16 protein-coding genes are annotated in these 18,032 nt (G+C 62.3%); 11 read left to right on the top strand and 5 right to left on the bottom strand.

What is annotated here, in order from left to right; translation table 11 throughout:
* Window positions 1-148 precede the first annotated feature (148 nt).
* The 11 genes from LC343_RS12020 to LC343_RS11970 all read left to right on the top strand — a co-directional run bounded on the left by LC343_RS12020 (window position 149) and on the right by LC343_RS11970 (window position 12,545).
* A complete protein-coding gene (locus LC343_RS12020) occupies window positions 149-1,156 on the top strand; it encodes a BMP family lipoprotein (protein WP_223477380.1) in 1,008 nt (335 codons plus the stop codon).
* Window positions 1,157-1,265: 109 nt separating this feature from the next.
* The gene (locus LC343_RS12015; protein ID WP_223477379.1) at window positions 1,266-2,792 is read left to right on the top strand and encodes an ABC transporter ATP-binding protein; all 1,527 of its coding nucleotides are present in this window, start codon (window positions 1,266-1,268) and stop codon (window positions 2,790-2,792) included.
* Window positions 2,789-3,877, top strand: a complete 1,089-nt coding sequence (locus LC343_RS12010; protein WP_428982549.1) for an ABC transporter permease — start codon at window positions 2,789-2,791, stop codon at window positions 3,875-3,877. Before LC343_RS12015 ends, LC343_RS12010 begins: the two co-directional genes overlap by 4 nt.
* On the top strand, window positions 3,865-4,818 hold the full coding sequence (locus LC343_RS12005) for an ABC transporter permease (RefSeq protein WP_223477378.1): 954 nt from the start codon (window positions 3,865-3,867) through the stop codon (window positions 4,816-4,818). Before LC343_RS12010 ends, LC343_RS12005 begins: the two co-directional genes overlap by 13 nt.
* The gene (locus LC343_RS12000; protein WP_223477377.1) at window positions 4,815-5,831 is read left to right on the top strand and encodes a nucleoside hydrolase; all 1,017 of its coding nucleotides are present in this window, start codon (window positions 4,815-4,817) and stop codon (window positions 5,829-5,831) included. The genes LC343_RS12005 and LC343_RS12000 overlap by 4 nt, the downstream gene beginning before the upstream one ends.
* 10 nt (window positions 5,832-5,841) lie before the next feature.
* Complete coding sequence (locus LC343_RS11995; RefSeq protein ID WP_223477376.1) at window positions 5,842-6,771, top strand: nucleoside hydrolase; 930 nt, start codon at window positions 5,842-5,844, stop codon at window positions 6,769-6,771.
* Window positions 6,772-6,805: 34 nt separating this feature from the next.
* Window positions 6,806-7,474, top strand: a complete 669-nt coding sequence (locus tag LC343_RS11990; RefSeq protein ID WP_223477375.1) for a cysteine hydrolase family protein — start codon at window positions 6,806-6,808, stop codon at window positions 7,472-7,474.
* Window positions 7,471-7,980, top strand: coding sequence for a MarR family winged helix-turn-helix transcriptional regulator (locus LC343_RS11985; protein ID WP_223477374.1), 510 nt, complete (start codon window positions 7,471-7,473; stop codon window positions 7,978-7,980). Before LC343_RS11990 ends, LC343_RS11985 begins: the two co-directional genes overlap by 4 nt.
* Before the next feature lie 29 nt (window positions 7,981-8,009).
* Window positions 8,010-8,594, top strand: a complete 585-nt coding sequence (locus LC343_RS11980) for an amino acid synthesis family protein (RefSeq protein WP_223477373.1) — start codon at window positions 8,010-8,012, stop codon at window positions 8,592-8,594.
* Between the two features lie 125 nt (window positions 8,595-8,719).
* Window positions 8,720-10,795, top strand: coding sequence for a hydantoinase/oxoprolinase family protein (locus tag LC343_RS11975; RefSeq protein WP_223477372.1), 2,076 nt, complete (start codon window positions 8,720-8,722; stop codon window positions 10,793-10,795).
* On the top strand, window positions 10,788-12,545 hold the full coding sequence (locus LC343_RS11970) for a hydantoinase B/oxoprolinase family protein (RefSeq protein WP_223477371.1): 1,758 nt from the start codon (window positions 10,788-10,790) through the stop codon (window positions 12,543-12,545). Before LC343_RS11975 ends, LC343_RS11970 begins: the two co-directional genes overlap by 8 nt.
* A gap of 73 nt (window positions 12,546-12,618) precedes the next feature.
* On the opposite strand, the gene LC343_RS11965 is transcribed toward LC343_RS11970, so the two are convergent.
* From LC343_RS11965 to LC343_RS11945, 5 genes are read right to left on the bottom strand one after another with little or no spacing between them, the layout of a single operon-like run.
* The gene (locus LC343_RS11965) at window positions 12,619-13,695 is read right to left on the bottom strand and encodes a Gfo/Idh/MocA family protein (protein WP_223477370.1); all 1,077 of its coding nucleotides are present in this window, start codon (window positions 13,693-13,695) and stop codon (window positions 12,619-12,621) included.
* A 1-nt stretch (window position 13,696) separates the two neighbouring features.
* Window positions 13,697-14,563 (bottom strand): carbohydrate ABC transporter permease, encoded by an 867-nt coding sequence (locus LC343_RS11960; RefSeq protein ID WP_223477369.1) that lies wholly within the window; start codon window positions 14,561-14,563, stop codon window positions 13,697-13,699.
* Entirely contained in the window at window positions 14,560-15,501 is a 942-nt protein-coding gene (locus tag LC343_RS11955) for a carbohydrate ABC transporter permease (RefSeq protein WP_223477368.1), read from the bottom strand. The genes LC343_RS11960 and LC343_RS11955 overlap by 4 nt, the downstream gene beginning before the upstream one ends.
* Before the next feature lie 8 nt (window positions 15,502-15,509).
* Window positions 15,510-16,430: a sugar phosphate isomerase/epimerase family protein gene (locus LC343_RS11950; RefSeq protein WP_223477367.1), complete on the bottom strand. Its 921-nt coding sequence runs from the start codon at window positions 16,428-16,430 to the stop codon at window positions 15,510-15,512.
* 58 nt (window positions 16,431-16,488) lie between these two features.
* Entirely contained in the window at window positions 16,489-17,757 is a 1,269-nt protein-coding gene (locus tag LC343_RS11945) for an ABC transporter substrate-binding protein (RefSeq protein WP_223477366.1), read from the bottom strand.
* Window positions 17,758-18,032 lie beyond the last annotated feature (275 nt).

Genomic DNA, 18,032 nt, shown 5'->3' with positions numbered 1-18,032 from the left:
CGGAGGTTTTTGTTGCGAAAGCCGACTTGACAACAGTCCGTCTTTGCTTCCAACTTTAATTCGTACACGAACAAATAAACTCGTCAAGAGCCACGCGAGACTGCCGGCAAACGGGCGTTCGGAGTATCTGTAGAAACGGAGAACAGACATGAAGGCGAACATCAGAAATCTGGCGGCCGGGACAGCGATGCTCGGTGCCATGACCGCAGGAATTTCGGCGGCTTCCGCCGACACGCTCAAGGTAGCGGCGATCTCGGGCTATTTTTCACAGGGCTTCGGCATCGCGATTGTCAACGGTCTGAAGAAGGCCGAGCAGGACTTCGACGTCGAGGTCAAGATCGTGGACACGGGCAACCGCGCGCTCGACTATGAAGAGCAGTTCAACAACATCGCGAAGGACGGCGAATACGATCTCGTCTTCGTCATGGGATGGGAACTCGTGGACGCGCTGCAGAAGTCCAATGCCGCCTATCCCGACCAGAAGTTCATCTTCATCGACGGCATCCTCGAGAGCGAAACGATGACCTATATCGACTTCGTCGAGGAGGAAGGCTCCTATCTCGTCGGTGCGCTGACGAGCATGCTGACCGAGCAGGGCGTCGAAGGCTTCGATTCCGGCAGCCAGGTCGGTTTCATTGGCGGACGCGACATTCCGGTCATCCGCAACTTCCTGATGGGTTACGAGCAGGGCGTCGACGAACAGTCCGACGGCGTATCCGTCTCGAGCGTCTTCTCGGGCACCTTCGACGATCCGGCCAAGGGCTCCGAACTCGCGATGACCCTCTACGGTCAGGGCGTCGATGTCATCTATCAGGCTGCCGGCCCCACCGGCGAGGGCGTGCTGCAGGCGGCCAAGGTTGCGGACAAATATGCTGTCGGCGTCGATATCGACCAGTGTCCGACGGCTCCCGGCCATATCCTCGCTTCCATGCTCAAGCGCGCCGATGTGGCCGTCTATGACGTTATCAAGGGCGAGGTTGACGGAAGCGCGCCGGTCACGGCCGGCCCGGTCTCCTACGGCGTGGCCGCCGGCGGCATCGAGCTCAAGGTCTGCGACGATGTTGCGGACATGATCCCCGAGGACGTGATGACCAAGCTCGAGGAAGTTCGCGCGGGCATCGCGGACGGCTCGATCTCGGTGACGCTCAACCAGTAAAAGAATCGGCCGGCGGGCGGCGTTGCTCCCTCCCAAACCACTGCGCAGAACGCCTGCCGGCCCGACCCATTACCGTTCGAATGACGTTGCAAACCTGGAATTGACCGCTATGGCCTTCGCCGTTGAGATGATCGGTGTGTCGAAGAATTTCGGTCCGGTCGCCGCAAACCGGGATGTCAGTTTCGGCGTCCGCCATGGCGAGATTCACGCCCTCGTCGGCGAGAACGGCGCGGGCAAGACGACGCTGATGAATATCCTCTTCGGGCTGATGCAGCCCGACAGTGGCGAAATCCAGATCGACGGCAAACCCGTCGTGATGGAATCGCCACGCACCTCGATTGGCCTGGGGCTCGGCATGGTGCATCAGCATTTCAAGCTGGTGCCGTCGCTGACGGTCGCCGAGAACATCTTTCTCGGCATGGAAATCACCAAAGCCGGTCTGGTCGACCACAAGGCCCAGTCGGCAAAGGCGAGGGCGTTGTCCGAGGAGTTCGGTCTGCAGATCGATCCCGATCGCAAGATCCACGAGCTCTCGGTCGGTGCCGAGCAGCGCGTCGAAATTCTCAAGGTCCTGGCGCGGGGCGCCAATGTCGTTATTCTCGACGAGCCGACGGCGGTTCTCACGCCCCAGGAGAGCCGCGATCTCTTTCGTATCATCCGGCGCTTCGCGGATGCCGGAATGACCGTGATCTTCATCTCGCACCATCTTTCCGAAGTGCTCGAGGTGTCCGATACGGTAACGGTGCTGCGCGACGGGGCGGTGGTCGGCACGCGTCCGACGAAGGAACTCGACGAGGACTCGCTCGTCAACATGATGGTCGGGCGCGAGGTCAATTTCGACCGCCGCGACCGCAAGCCAATTTCCGGTCATGCCATCCTCGAACTGCGCGACGTCTTCGCGCGTGATGATCGTGGTCTGCCGGCGCTGCGCGGGATCGACCTTGAGGTCCGGTCTGGCGAGATCGTCGGGATCGTCGGCGTTGACGGCAACGGACAGACCGAATTGTCCGAAGTCGTTTCCGGCCTGCGCGCGCCGAGCCACGGCGAGATCTTTCTGAACGGGCAGGCGGTTGAGGGCAGCGACCCGCGCCACATGCGCGCGGCCGGTCTTGCCCATGTGCCAGCCAATCGACTTGTTCGCGGGGTCAATGCGACCGCCAATATCAGCGCCAACATCCTGATGGGGCGGCAGCGCTCCGAGCCATGGGCGAAGAACGGGTTGATCCGCTGGAGCGCGGTCAGGGATTTGGCGCGCGAACTCATGCAGCGTTTCGATATTCGCGCCAGGGACGAGAATGTCACGGTGAAAACCCTGTCCGGCGGCAACATGCAGAAGGTCGTCGTCGCCCGCGAGTTTTCGCAGCACATGCCGCTCATCCTGATCGACCAGCCCACCCGCGGCGTCGATATCGGCGCCATGGAGGGCATTCACGACGAGATCATTCAGCGGCGCGACGCCGGGGCAGCCATTCTTCTGATCTCCGTGCAAATCGACGAGATATTGGCGCTGGCAGACAGGGTTTTCGTAATGTTCGCAGGAAGCATTGCCGGCGCGGTCGATCCGGAGAACACGACCGAAGAGGAAATCGGATATCTCATGGCGGGCGGTTCGCGCAGCTCGGATCAAGCGGCATGAGCACTGAAGCCGACACCACGCCCACCGCGCGCGCGGGCAGGCAATTGCCTGCCTGGCTGGAAGGCCTTCTCGGGCAGATGGTCGCCCTGGTCATCGCCATCATAGGCGGCGGTATCATTGTCATGTTGGTAGGTGAGGATCCGATCCTCGTCTTCACCACGCTTCTGCGCGGCGCCTTCGGCAGCAGCGAGCGGATCGCCGGTTCGCTGCTGCAGGCGACGCCAATCATCATCGCTGGCGTGGCCGCCTGCATCGCGCTGCGCGGCGGGCTGTTTAACATCGGTGTTGAGGGGCAGCTCTACATGGGTGGTTTCGCCGCCGCCTTCGTCGGCTTCCAGTTCGCTCTGCCGGCGGGACTTCACATGGTCGTCGCGCTTGCGGCCGCGGTCGTTGCCGGTGGATTGTGGATCCTGATCCCGGCCTTCTTCCGCGCCCGCTTCGGCACCAACGAGGTTGTCTCCACGATCCTGTCCAACTACGTGGCGATCCTGCTCACCTCATATCTGACGATCGACGTGTTCAAGCGTCCTGGCGGATGGTCGGAAACCGCTCCGATTGCGACGACCGCCTACCTTCCGCAACTCTTCGACTTCTCGCGGCTTAATTTCGGGCTGTTCATCGGACTGGCGCTCGCCGTCGGGTTTCATCTGTTCCTGACCCGGACCTCGACCGGCTACGAAATGAACACGATGGGCTCGAACATGAAGTTCGCCGAGTATGGCGGTATCCCCGTGCGGCGGAACATCCTGATCGTGTTGCTTTGTTCGGGCGCGGTCGGCGGTCTGGCCGGCGGCGTCGAAACGCTCGGCGTCCACCACCGATTCATGGAAGGCTTCGCCCCCGGCTTCGGCTTCGATGGCGTGATCGCGGCTCTTCTGGCGAACGGAAGCCCGATCGGCGTGATCTTCACCGCCATCTTCTTCGGTGCGCTGCGCGCCGGATCGCTGCTCATGGAGGTGGAAACCAACGCCTCGCGTGAGGTCATCACGGTTTTCCAGGCCTTCATCATCCTGTGCGTTTCAGCGCAAGTCCTTCTGCGCCGCCGGCGGGACAGCAACCAGGGAGAACGACGTTGGAGGTTCTAGAAACCATCTTCAACGTGTCGCTGATCTCGGCGACGCTGCGGACAACGGCCCCGATCCTGCTGGTTGCGCTCGGCGGCACCTTCACCACCAAGGCCGGCATTTTCAATATCGGCCTGGAAGGTCAGATGCTTATCGGCGCGTTCTTCGCGGTCCTCGGCTCGATCTGGACGCAATCGGCGTGGGGAGGCGTGGCGATCGGAGTGCTCGCGGCCATGTGCGTGGCGCTGACCTTTTCGATTTTCGTGGTCACCCTGCGTGCAAACGAGGTCGTCGTGGGGCTCGCCCTGAACATCCTCGCGGGCGGGTTGACGATCACCCTGACCAAGGCGATCTTCGGCACGCGCGGTTCGATCGTCAGCGGCGACATTGTCGGACTGCCCCGGATGCATATTCCGATTGTCGAAGACCTCGGCTCGCTCGGCAAGGCGCTCGGCAGTTTCACGCCGCTGATTTATCTCGCCTTCATCTTCGTTTTCGTGGTGTGGGTGATCATCTATCGCACGCGGCTCGGGCTCCATATCCGCGTTGCGGGTGAGAAGCCGGCGGCCGCGGAATCGCTCGGCATTCCAACAGGGCTGATGCAGCATATTGCCTCGCTGCTCTGCGGCCTGTTCGCAGGCCTTGCCGGCGCGCATCTTTCGCTCGGATACATAACGATGTTCGCCGAGAACATGTCGTCGGGCCGCGGCTTCATGGCGGTCGCGGTGTTGATCTTCTCCATCGGCGATCCCGTGAAGGTGCTGTTTGGCTGCCTGCTCTTCGGTTTTGCCGACGCGCTGTCGCTCCGGCTGCAGACCTTCGGGCTCTCTTCCTATCTGGTTCTGACGGTCCCGTATCTGGTCACTCTCGGCGCGCTCTTCCTGCTGACCTATCGGCAGCGTCCGAAAACACTGCGCGAGACGGCGGAATCCCTTCAACTCATCAGGCGTGAGAAAGCATGACAGCCACCAAGCACAGGATCATTCTCGACGTGGACTCGGCTGGCGACGATATTCTCGCCATCCTTTTCGCGCTCGGATCCGATTTCATCCAGCTCGAGGGCGTCACCGCGGTCACAGGTGCGGCCGGCCCCATCGAACAGGTGACCAACGTGGTTCTCAACACGGCTACGCTGGCGGGCAGGGACGATCTGCCGGTCGCGGCGGGCGCCTGGCGGCCGATCGTCGGCAATTCGAAGGAGGACATGGAAGCTCCGGTCCACTTCGAGAAACAGCTCAAGGACCGTTTTGGCGAACGCCTGAAGAAGTTCAATCCGCCCGCGCCGACGCCGATACGCAAGGCGATGGACAAGCACGCGGTCGACTTCATCATCGAGACCGTACGCGCCAATCCCGGCGAGATATCAATCGTGGCGACCGGGCCGCAGACCAATGTCGCCATGGCGCTCGACATGGCCCCCGACATCGCCCAACTGGTCAAGCAGATCGTCGTGCTCGGCGGTTGCTTCACGACGCCCGGCAACATCACGCCGGTGTCGGAATACAATATCTGGGCCGACCCCGAGGCCGCGCGCGTCGTGCTGCGCTCCGGCGCGCCGGTCGTTCTGGTGCCGCTCGATATCTGCGAGGACAACAGGGTCGCCCCGTCGATGCTGACACGCGACGATCTGGCGGACCTTGCCGCCGACCATCCCGACAGCAAGGTGGTCAGGCACATCTGCGAGAATTTCCCGATCTATATCGATATCTGGCGGGAGTTTTTCCAACTGGTCGGGTTCCCGCTCGATGACGCGATCGCGGTGGCGGCGGTCACGCATCCGGAGTTCTTTGAAATGACTGAACCGCTTTTCGTTGATGTCGCGCTGCACGAACGGCTGGTTCGGGGCCAGACCGTTGCCTTCACCGGGCGGCAGATCCTGTCGTTCGATGGACCGGAGACAACGCGCATCTGCAAGGGGCTCGACGGCCGGTCGTTCCTCAAGCTGTTCAAGTCTTCCATCGGCACGTTGGCGTAGGAGCAGGTTCGTGAAACCAATCAAGGTCATAATCGATTGCGATCCGGGTCATGACGATGCGATTGCGCTTCTGATGGCCCACAGGCTGCCCGAGATCGAACTTGTGGCCGTGACGACTGTTTGCGGCAATGCGCCACTGGCGCGCACGACCATCAATGCACGGCGGATCATGGAGCTTCTCGGCGCAAGCGACGTGCCGATCGCCGCCGGCTGCGCTTCCCCGCTGGCGCGTCCGCTGGTGCTCGGAACCGCCGACGGACCGAGCGGTCTCGACGGTTCGCCTTACCTCCCGGAACCGACGGTCGAAGCCGTCCCTGTGCATGGCGTCGATTTTCTCGCCGCCAAACTGCGCGAGGCGGAGGAGCCGATCGTGCTGGTCCCCACCGGACCGCTGACCAATATCGGCATGCTGGTTCTCAAATACCCGGAACTGCTTTCCAAGATTGAGAAGGTGGTGCTGATGGGCGGGGCGTTCTACCGCCGCAGCGAGATCATCACGCCGACGGAATTCAACATCTTCTGCGATCCGGAAGCCGCCGAGATCGTGCTCGCGAGCGGCCTCGACATCACCATGGTCGGCCTTGACGTGACGATGCACGTGCTGGTCGAGGAAGACGAATTCGCGGCCATCGAGAAGATCGACACGCCGCTGTCGCGCGTGGTTTTCGACTGGCTGAAATTCTATGAGAAGCTTCACCGCGGCCAGATGGGAATCGGCGGCGCGCTGCATGATCCGCTGGCGCTTGCCGTTGTTGTCGATCCGACGCTTATCGAAACGCGCGAGGCGCATGTCTCGATCGACCGGACCGGCACCCATACGTTCGGCGCGACGGTCGCGGACTATTTCAAGCTTAATGGTCTCGAGCCCAACGTAAAGTTGGCCTCGCAAGTCAACTCGGCTAAGTTTTTTGAGATGCTCTACCGGTCGCTGGAAGACTGAAACGGCAGCGGGCGATAGAAAGGGAGTAAAAGCGATGCAAGATGTATTTTCTGCACACCGGCAGGAAGGTTCGACGGTTCTCGATTCGAAGAAAACGGCCCTGATCGTCGTCGACATGATCAATGAATTCTGCAAGCCGGGCGGGAAAATGGTTCTGCCGGGCTATGAAAAACTGATGCCGCAGCAGAAGGCCTTGATCGCGGCAGCGCGCGCCAACGACGTGCCTGTCATCTTCGTGATCGACTCCCACCGCAAGAACATGCGGCAGGACCGGGAATTCCTCAAGCGCACGCCGCACGGCGTCGAAAATACCTGGGCGACCGAGATCATCGAGGATCTCGAGCCGCGCGAGGACGATCTCTACGTCATCAAGCATCGCTATTCGGCCTTCTTCCAGACGGATATGGATCTTCTGCTGAAAGACATGCAGATCTCCCAGGTGGTCGTTTGCGGTGTGGTGACCAACATCTGCGTCCGCTCGACGGTGCATGACGCCTTCTTCCAGGGCTATGACGTGGTCGTCCCGCACGATGCTTGCGCCGCCACCGGGCCGCGCGAGCATGTCTCGACGCTCTACGATATTGCCACGCATTTCGGCACGGTCGCCGAGACCGACACCGTCATAGAAGGCCTGTCCTCGGGCAAGACGATCCTTAATCAGGTGTTTGAGGAAGACATGGCTCCCGGAATGGCCGCCCAATGACAGAGCGCATCGAGGAGCGAGAAGGCGGCGAAAGTCCGGTTTTGGATGACAGGCCTTCGCCGGCGGAAATTGACCGGCGGCTCAAGGAGATCGGCTACGTTCTCGAAGACCACAATGCCCACCTGGTGCGGCTGGCGCACCAGCGGGGCACGGCGCTTTTTCAGAAGGCCTTCGAGGGGTACGCGGTCACGCCAACGCAGGTCGCGGTGCTGGCGACTTTGCTCCGCTACGGCGATCTTCCGCAGAACCGGATCGGCAAGATCACCGCGATCGATACCGCCACGCTCAGCCCGCTTCTCAAGCGCCTGGATTCGCTCGGACTGACCCAAAGGGTGGTCTCGGAGCAGGACCAGCGGGTCAATCTCATCCAGCTTACCCCCAAGGGCTTCGATTTCACCTTCGAGGTTCTGCCGATCTCCCAGGCGGTGAGCGACGAGTTGCTCGCGCCCCTCAATCAGCGTGACCGCAAGCGCTTCATCGAACTGATCAAGAAAATCGCGCGCTGACCGCGCGACAATGACCGAAAGGATACTGAATGCCCAATTTCGCGATCCGGAAGATCTCCGTCGTTACCGAAGAGATCTTCCATGACGGCGGCCCTGTCGCACAGACGCCCCGGCGCCGTGCGGCGGCCCTGGCGGTCGTCTCCAACCCCTATGCGGGGCGCTACGTCGAGGAAATCCAGGAAGGCATGGAAGACCTCAAGCCGCTCGGCGTGATGATGACGGAAAAGCTCATCGATGCGCTCGGCGGCGACAGCACCGCGATCGATGCCTATGGCAAGGGGGTGATCGTCGGCACGGCCGGCGAACTCGAACATGGCGCGCTGTGGCATGTTCCGGGCGGCTATGCGATGCGCGAGACGCTGGGCGAGGCGCTGGCAATCGTTCCTTCGGCCAAAAAGGTCGGCGGTTTCGGCGCGCGGATAGACATTCCGATCGGCCATATCAACGCCGCCTATGTGCGCAGTCACTTCGACGCGATGGAAGTCGGCATTCCCGACGGTCCGCGTCCCGACGAGCTCTTGCTGGCGCTCGTGATGGCCTGCGGTCCGCGCGTGCACGCCCGCATGGGCGGTCTGGCGGCGTCCGACATCAAGGTGCGGGACGGCCAGCGCTAGACGGGGGATATTTTTGCCAACGCGGTATCTCGCGTTGGAAAATTACTTCGTGTACAAACTAAATATGCCGGCCGTTCCAAACGGTTCGGGCCGGCCAACAACATACGGAAAGAATGAAAATTCCCATGGCTGAAGCTGAGGACAGATTTCGCGGAGTGGTCGCGGGTATCGATGTCGGCGGCACGTTTACCGACCTCATCGTGCTCGATTCCGAAAGCGGCGGCGTCAGGATCGGCAAGGTGCCGACGACCCCTGACGACCAGTCGCGTGCGGTTCTCAGTGTGATTTCGCAGTCGGGCTACAAGGCCTCTGACATCGATCTCGTCATCCACGGGACGACCACCACCACCAATGCGCTGCTCGAGCGCCGCCTCGCCAAAGCCGGCCTGATCACCACCAGGGGGTTCAGGGACGTCATCGAGCTTGGCCGGCGGACGCGACCTCAACCTTACGGCATGGTCGGCTCTTTCGTGCCGTTGGTGCCGCGCAATCTTCGCCTCGAAGTCAGCGAGCGGATGGAGGCCACCGGCCAGGTGCGTCACCCGCTCGACGAGGATGAGTTCCGCCTCGCGGTGCGCAACCTGATCGACGCCGGGTGCGAAGGACTGGTGATCCATTTCCTGCATGCCTACAAGAATCCGGCCCACGAAATCCGGGCGGCGGAAATCGCGCGCGAAATGTGGCCCAACGGTTTCATCACGACAGGGCACGCATTGCTGTCGGAGGCGCGTGAATATGAACGCGGGGTGACAGCGGCGGTCAACGCCTCGGTGCAGCCTATTCTCCAGCGTTACGTCGACCGGTTGCGCAACCAGCTTCTCGAGGACGGCTATTCCCGCGATTTCCTGATGATGAACGGAAACGGCGGGACCACCTCGTCCTCTCTCGTCGTCGGAGAAGCGGCGAAGACGGTGATGTCGGGGCCTGCGTCTGGCGTGATTGCCGCGGCGCGGACCGCTGCGCGTGCCGGCTATACGGATCTCATCACATATGACATGGGCGGCACGTCCTCGGACGTGGCCCTGATCCGTGGCAGCAGGCCGCTGATCTCCAACGAGATCGAAGTCGAATATGCGATGCCGATCCACGTCCCGATGGTCGACGTTCACACGATCGGGGCGGGCGGCGGCTCAATCGCCAAGGTCAATGACGCGGGTCTCCTCACGGTTGGCCCCCAGAGCGCGGGTTCGATGCCCGGGCCGATCTGTTTCGGCCGGGGCGGTGTCGAGCCGACGATCACCGACGCCAATCTGCTCCTCGGACGCCTCGATCCCGAGCGCCTGCTGGCTGTCGACAAAAAGGTGTCGATCGACGCGCTGACGGCCATTTTCGAGGACAAGCTCGCCGGACCGCTCGGCGTCGATGCGATGGAAGCGGCAGGCGCGGTTCTCAAGATCGCCAACCTCAAAATGGCCGGCGCCATCCGCATGGTGTCGCTGGCCAAGGGCAACGACCCGCGCGAACTGATGCTTTACGCTTTCGGCGGAGCCGGTCCGCTCCATGCCGCGGACCTCGCGAAGGAACTCGGAATCCCGCGCGTGTTCGTACCTGCCAGGCCGGGGATCACCAACGCCATCGGCTGCGTGGTGGCGGATCTGCAGCACGACTACGTCAACACGCTCAACATGCTCGTTCACGACGTCGAGCCGGCCGAGCTCAACAGCATGATCGAGACGCAGGTCGAAGCCGGGCAAGCCGCGCTCTCCGCGGAAACGATCCGACCGGTCGAAATCCGCATGGAACACAGTCTCGACATGCAGTTCGCCGGCCAGACCCACCTCATTCGCGTGCCGATTGAGGGCAAAGTCGACGACATGGACGCGATCCAGATGCTGTTCGAGGAAGCCTATTTCAAACGGTTCCGCGTCCGGTTGCCGGAGGTGCGGGCGCTGATCGTCAACGTCAACACCTCGGTGATCGGCCTGCGTGAGCCGGCGCCGCTCGCAGACCTCATACCACGCGCCGAACGTGCCGAGACGATCGAGGCCGCGCGCATGGGTACGCGAAAAGTCTGGTTCGACGGCGCGTGGATGGACGCGGCGATCTACGAACGGGAGAAGCTGCCGCTTATGGCACGCATCGAGGGGCCGGCGATCCTGGCGCAGTTCGACGCGACGACAGTGCTGCCGCCCGGCTGCGTCGCCGAGGGCTGCGGCGAGGGCAACATCATCATTCACATTCGGGGAGAAGCGCGTGACTAAGCTCGACTCCATCACGCTGTCCGTCATCCAGGCCGGCCTGCAGCAGGTTTGCGACGAAATGGACACCACGTTCTCGCGCGCGGCCTTCTCGCCCATCATTGCGGAGGCCGACGATCGGTCCGACGGCATCTATTCCGCCGAGGACGGTTCGCTGATCGCGCAGGGGCTCGGCGGTCTGCCGGTCTTTGTCGGCACCATGCAGGCCTCGACGCGAACGATCATCGAATTCATTCGCGACGGAAAGATCCTGCCGCCGGAAGAGGGCGACATCTATGTCGTCAACGATCCCTATCTCGGTGGCACCCATTTGATGGATGTGCGCTTCGCCATGCCGATCTTTCGTCATGGCAAGGTCTATTGCTGGCTCTCCAACATCGGTCATTGGCCGGATATCGGCGGCACGGTCCCTGGCGGGTTCTCCGCCTCGGCGACGTCGGTCGAACAGGAAGGCCTGCGCATCCCGCCGGTCAAGCTCTTCAAACGCGGCAAGATGGACAACGAGATCTTCCAGATCATCACCTCCAACATCCGCGTCGCCGAGCAGCGTATCGGCGATATTCGCGCGCAGACCGCGGCGCTCGAGATCGGCCGGGAACGACTGATCGAGCTTCTCGACCGCTATGGCGACGACACCGTCGATCAGGCCGTCGCCGAGCTGCGTGTCCGCTCCGGCGAGCAAATGCGATCCTGCATCGCGCTGATCGAAAACGGTACCTATCACGGTGAAGCGTTCATCGATTCCGACGGCGTCGTCAACGAACCGCTGAAGATCGCCTTGTCGGTCACCAAGACGGAGGACAACCGGCTTGTCTTCGACTTCGCAGGCTCCAGCCCGCCCTGCCGCGGACCGATGAACTGCGTTCTGGCTACGACCCATTCATCGGTCTACCTGGCGATGCGGCATATCTTTCCCGATGTTCCGCTGAGCGCCGGTGCATTCGATCCCATGGACATCGTCGATCCGACCGGCACGTTCCTCTACGCCAAATATCCGCGCCCGGTGTCGGGCTGTGCGGCGGAAGTTTCGCAGCGTATCGCCGAAGCGGTCTTCTCGGCCATGGTCAAGGCTCTGCCCGACCGGGTGACGGCGGCGCCGGCAGGTTCGAGCGGCAATTTCGCGCTTGGCGGCAGCGATCCTTTGCTCGGTCGCGATTACGTCATGTATCACATCTCGGGCGGTGGCTATGGCGGCCATGCGGACGGCGACGGCCTGACGAACGGATGCTCGACCATCGGCATTTCCAAGAGTCCTCCGATCGAAATCACCGAACAGGTCTTCCCGGTCTTCTTTCGTGAATATTCGCTGCGCGACGCCTCGGGCGGCGCGGGTGAGCATCGCGGTGGCTTCGGCATCACATATGAGGTCGAGCTGCTGCGCGGCGATGCCACGGCTTCCTTCGTGATGGACCACGGCAAGTTCGGCCCTCAGGGGGCGATCGGCGGCGAGGACGGCATGCCGGGCGAGATCATCGTCGAACGCGACGGCGTCGTTCACCGGCCCGAGCATATCACCAAGGAACAGGATATTCCGATGAAGGCCGGCGACACGGTGCGTGTCGGCACGCCGGGCGGCGGCGGATACGGCAAGGCCCGTGACCGCGATCCCGCGGCGGTGCTTCACGATGTGCGCATGGAATACTACACGCGCGAGCAGGCCCGCGAATTGTTCGGGGTGGTGATCGGCGCGGATATGACCGTCGATGCGATCGCGACGCGCGATCTGAGGGAAGGGCGGGCGAACGTCGCCTGACATCTTTCAGATCTCGACATGAAAAAGCCGGCGACCCGCAAAGGTCGCCGGCTTCTTTCGTTCAAGACCGACTTCAGCCCTTGAGCGGCGGCAATGCCTTGATGATGGCAAGCGCAAGTTCGAGATCCGACAGGCCGCCAGCAATCGGCGTGACGGGCGTTTCCTTGTCGCGGATGCAGCGGGCGAAATGCTGCCACTCGCGGCGGAAGGCGTCCTCGGGAAGGGGCGTCATAACGGTATCAGCGCCTTTGCCGTTGGCTGGCTTGCGCACTCTGACGGTCGCCGGGGCATTGCGCACGTAAGGATGCTGGAAGTCGATGCGGACGATGCTGGTGTCGCCGTGAACCTCCATCCACTCGTCCCACCATTCATATTGCGCTCCGAACGAGACCTCGAGCACGGCCGTCACGTCGTTGGCGAAGCCGAGCACGGCGATGATATGCGACATGTTCGGCGCGCGTGCATAAAGCACCGTTTCCGGCGCACCGAACGCGCCCCGCAGGGCAGCGAGATCGTGGCTGCCGAGCATCAGGAGCATCTGGTAGAGATCGCGATACGCGACGTGGTCGGGGCCGAGTTCCGCTTCGATCCGCGCGGCGGCGTCCGCGGGCTCCTTCGACAGGAGTTCCGGCGCGACGTCCGAACCCCGGCTCAGCGTGTAGAGCCCGTCATAGGGATCGAAGACACCGGCGAAATCGTGGACCTGGATCGATTTCGGCTTGCCGGCCGCGCGGATCTGTTCGCAGCCTTCGACATAGCCTTCGTCGTAGAACTTCATGTAGCCGATCAGATTGACGGCGTCCGATTTCGCGGCCGCCTCGACGAGCGGCCTTCCTTCGGACGGCGTGAAGGCGAGCGGCTTTTCCACCAGCATGTGCTTGCCGGATTTCAGGCATGCCTCGACGACCTTGCCGTGGTCGAAGTTGCAGATCAGCACCGCCTCGACGGCTGGATCGTCGATCAGCGCCTGGAACCCGGTATGGCGGCGTTCGACGCCGTACATCTCGCCGACTTCCCCGAGCACTTTCTCCGAGATGTCGCAGATCGCCGCGATTGTGAACTCGGGCAGTTCCTGCAGCGTCGGCAGGTGCATCATCTGGGCGATCTTGCCGCAACCGACCACGCCGACGCCAATTGGTTTCGCTGTCATTTCAACCTTTCGTCGCGCCGGCAGTAATACCGGCGATAAACTGCCGCTGCATCAGCACGAAGATCAGGATGACGGGCAGCGTGGTCATCATGAGTGCCGCGAAATAGAGGTTCCAGAGGGAATCATACTGCTGGAAAAAGGCCACGAGCCCGAGCGGGATGGTCTGGACCGCCGGCTGCCTGAGAAGCAGGAAAGCGAGAAAGAAATCGTTCCAGATCTCGATGAAGGCAAAGATCGTCACCAGCGCCATGCCGGGGCGGGCGAGCGGCAGCATGACCTTTACGAGAATGTCGAGCCGGCTGGCACCATCGACGCGCGCGGCATCCTCGAGTTCCGTTGGGAGCGTGAGAAAGAAGCTGCGCAATATGAAGACAGAAAGAGGCAGCGACGTCGCGGCGTAGATGATCGAGATGCCGAAGAGGCTGTTGACCATCTTGAGCTTGGCCGCGACGACGAAAAGCGGAATCGCCATCACCTGGGGTGGCACCAGCATGGCGCCGACGATGACGGCGAGAACGATGGCTCGCCCGCGGAACCGAAGCCGGGCGAGCGCATAGGCGCAGGGCGTTGCAACGACAACGAGGACGACCAGCGCCAGGGCGGTGACGGTCAGGCTGTTGAGGATACGGTCGCCCATGCCGGCGATCCGCCAGGCTTCCGAATAGTTCGACAGTTCGAGGCTGCGCGGCGGGCCCCAGATGTTGTTCATCATCCCGCCCTTGGTCTTGAGCGAGCCGAAAAGCACCCAGAGCAGCGGATAGATCGTCTGAAGCGCGAGCAGGCTCAGCGCCGCATAGACGCCGGCGGTCTCGAGAATCTTGCCGAGATCGCGCGGCGCGCGTTCTTCGTCGAACGTCGTGGCGGTCATACTTCCAGCCTCCAGCGCCGCATCAGCATCAACAGGCCGACGCTGAGGACGACGACGATCAGGAAGAGCACGTAGCCCATCGCCGCGGCATAACCGATCGCCCCGTCCGAGAAGGCGCGGTTCATCATGTCGGTGAGCACGACCTCGGTCGCATGGTTCGGGCCGCCCTTGGTCAGCACATAGACGATGTCGAAGTTGCGGACGAACGCGCCGGAGAAGGCGAGGATCGTGTTGATGAAAATGACCGGCATCATCAAGGGAACGGTGATGTAGCGGAAACGGTGCCAGGCCGACGCGCCGTCGATCCGGGCGCTGTCATAGACCTCGGTCGGCAGCGCCTGCAGCCCGGCGAGATAGATGACGGAGTGAAAGCCGAGCCATTTCCACACATCGACTGCGATGACCGAGTAGAGGGCGACATTCGCATCTCCGAGCCAGGAGAGCTTGAGGCCCGACATGCCGGTAAAATCGAGGACGGCGTTGAGCAGGCCGAATATTGGATTGTAGATCCAGGACCAGAGCAGGCCGACGGCCACGAAGGACATGGTCACCGGCAGAAAGATCGAAGCCCTGAAGAAGGCACGGCCGACGCCGGCGCGTTGAAGAAGAAGTCCGACGGCAAGGCCCAGCACGTTCTTCAGGATCACCACCCAGAAGACGAAGATGACGTTGTTTTCGAGCGCGCCGAGGAAGATCCGGTCCGACCAGAGGCGGGTGAAATTGCGCAGACCGATGAAGGCCGGCTGGGAGAACCCGTCCCAGTTGGTCATGCTCAGCCAGACGCCGTAGAAGAACGGCCACAGGAAGAAGGTGCCGAGCAGGAGCGTCGCCGGCAGGATCATCACCGCCGCGGCGAACCCGTCGCTTTCGATGAGACGGGAGAGGCGCGACGGCTGCCACGCATCCTCGTTGGCCTGTTCCGGTCCGCTCCGGGCCATGTCCTGACTCAGCCTGCCTTGGCGGGGTTGAGGGAGAGGCCGAGTTCTTCCGTCACATAGGCGATGCTCTCGATCGTGCTTTGCTCGGCGGTCTTCTGCGAGACGTCGAGCTCGATGATGGCGAGACCGTCATATTCGGCCTCGATCAGCACGTCCGCGAGGCCCTTCAGATCGACGACACCGGCGCCGAGTTCGCAGAACGCGGCATAGCGGTCGAAGCCCTTGAGGGTCGGGTCGACGGCCGAATCCTTGAAGTGCATGTAGCGGATGGCCTCGATATAGGTTCTGGTCGCGTCCACCGGGTCGGAGTTGGTCTGCACCAGATGGGCCGGATCGATGCACAGGCCCGCGCAGTTGGTGTCGAGTTCGTCCATCATCCGGTCGAGCTGTTCGCGGGTCTCCACAAAGGTGTCGAGATGCGGGTGATAGACGGTCTCGACGCCGAATTCCCTTGTGATGCGACCGATTTCCTCCAGAGATCGGCAGAAGGTCTTGTAGTCGTCGGCGGTGTGCTTGCCGGCGATGGCTTCCGAAGGGCCGCCGCCCATGACGAGAACCGGGGCGCCGAAACCGGCGAGGATGCGGGCGATGGCCTCGAACGCATCACGCTCCCACGGCCACATCTTCGGATCGGTGAAGGTGCCGTTGCAGTAGAGCGAGGAGAGTCGGATGCCCTGTTCCCGCTGCCCTTGCGAGAGTGTCGCCATGCGGCGCAGGAAGGTCGTGTCGGTGATGACCTCGGCCGGCTCCTGCGGGCCGAGGTCCATGTATTTGCGGGCGAAGACGTCCGACAGGGAGTTCCAGGCCAGGATCTCGAACCATTCGAAACCCTGTCCCTTGAGGAATTCCAGCGCGGGCTTGATTGGCAGCCCGGCCAGATCCCAGCTGTTGAGATGGTAGCCGATCGAAAAGAGCTGTTCTTTCTTCATTGTCGCAGTCGTCTTTTTGTTTGAGTTGAACGGTGTTTTCCGGTCGGCCAAGTGCCGCTTACTTCGGCGGCCACTGCCCCTGGTCGACGAGGTCGTCATAGGCCTGCTGCACGGTGTCGGCGGCCTCCTGCGGGGTCACCTCTCCGCCCACCACGCCGGCGATGCTGGAAGCAACCGCGCGGGTGACTTCCGACGGCCAGATCCAGTCGAGGAACTTGATGGTGGCGGGGAAGTTCTTCTCGCGCAGAACCTCGGCATAGTCGGCCTGCACGCCAGCGACGCCCTTGATGGAGGTGCCGAGCGGCTCCTCGGGGGCGAGGTAGAGCGTGGCGACTTCCGGACGGGTCAGGTATTCGATGAAGCCCAGTGCGGCATCCATCTTCTCCGGAGCGATGGAGGAGGAGATGCAGATACCGTTGTCGGGACCGCCGCCATGGCCCGGGTCACCCGGTGTGCCGGCCATCTTCGGGAAGGGGAACACGCCCCATTCAAAATCGCTGACCTGATCGCGCAGCGCGGGGATTTCCCAGGTGCCGCCGTAATACATCGCGGCCTTGCCGTTGACGAAAGCGGCGCGCATGCCGGCCTGGTCGACCGAAAGCGATTCCGGCGAAAGAATGCCGTCATCGACCCATTTCTTGATCAGCGCGAAGGCTTCCACGCCGGCTTCGTCGTTGAACTTGCCCTCGCCGGCGAGATTTGCGGAGGTTGCCTCGATAGGATCGCCGGAGGCCTGCGAGAAGGTCTCGAAATACCACATCGGCCAGAGCGGTGCATTGGCGCCCTGGTGGATCATCGGAATGACGCCCATTTCCGCGAATTTGGGAGCGGCGGCGACGACATCCTCATAGGTTTCGGGAACATCGATGCCGAGTTCGGCGAACATGTCCTTGTTGTAGTAGATGGTCGAGGTCGACATGGTCGAGATCGGCACGCCGTAGAGTTCGCCGTTCTGTTCGTAGGCGTTGAACGCGGAGGGTTCGACGCGATCGGCGAAGGCGTCCGTCATGCCCGTGATCGGCTTGAGGAGGCCGCGGCGGATATAGGTGCCGTTGGTATGGTAGGCCGAGCAGCTGATCAGGTCGATTTCCTGCTGCGCGAGCATGGCGGTCACGAGCCGCTGGACGCCGTCGCCCTGCGGGCCCTGGGCGTCCCATTCCACGGCCTCGACGTCCGGATATGCTTCGAGGAAGCCGTCGATGACCTCTTTTTCGATGCGGGCCTGGTCGTCGGGTTTCTGGCGGGGGGCGAGCTTGTCGAGCGACGAGCCGCCGAAGACTTTCAGGGTCACGCCCTCGGCGTGAGCGAGCGGCGATGTTGCGGTCATCAGTGCCGCGGCAACCACGGCTGCAAGGCCGAACGCGCGAGGCGACCGGCGGGACATATTCGGATCGGGGGACGATGATGTGAATGGCATCTGCGGGTTCCACCTCTTTGGGTTTTTAGTTTGTGTACGAAGTAATTCACGCAGGATATGCGGGATATGTCAATGGTGCGAATTCCATAAAAATGGCAAATTTTTCAATGCCTTAAATTGAGGCAAGTGACGCCTTTTGACCCGCGGCCGGGGAGCCGTAGGCGCAAAAATCGTGCGGATTTTCG

The sequence above is a fragment of the Oricola indica genome (assembly GCF_019966595.1).
GTDB lineage: Bacteria > Pseudomonadota > Alphaproteobacteria > Rhizobiales > Rhizobiaceae > Oricola > Oricola indica.
This window is presented reverse-complemented; position numbering and strand designations above follow the sequence as displayed.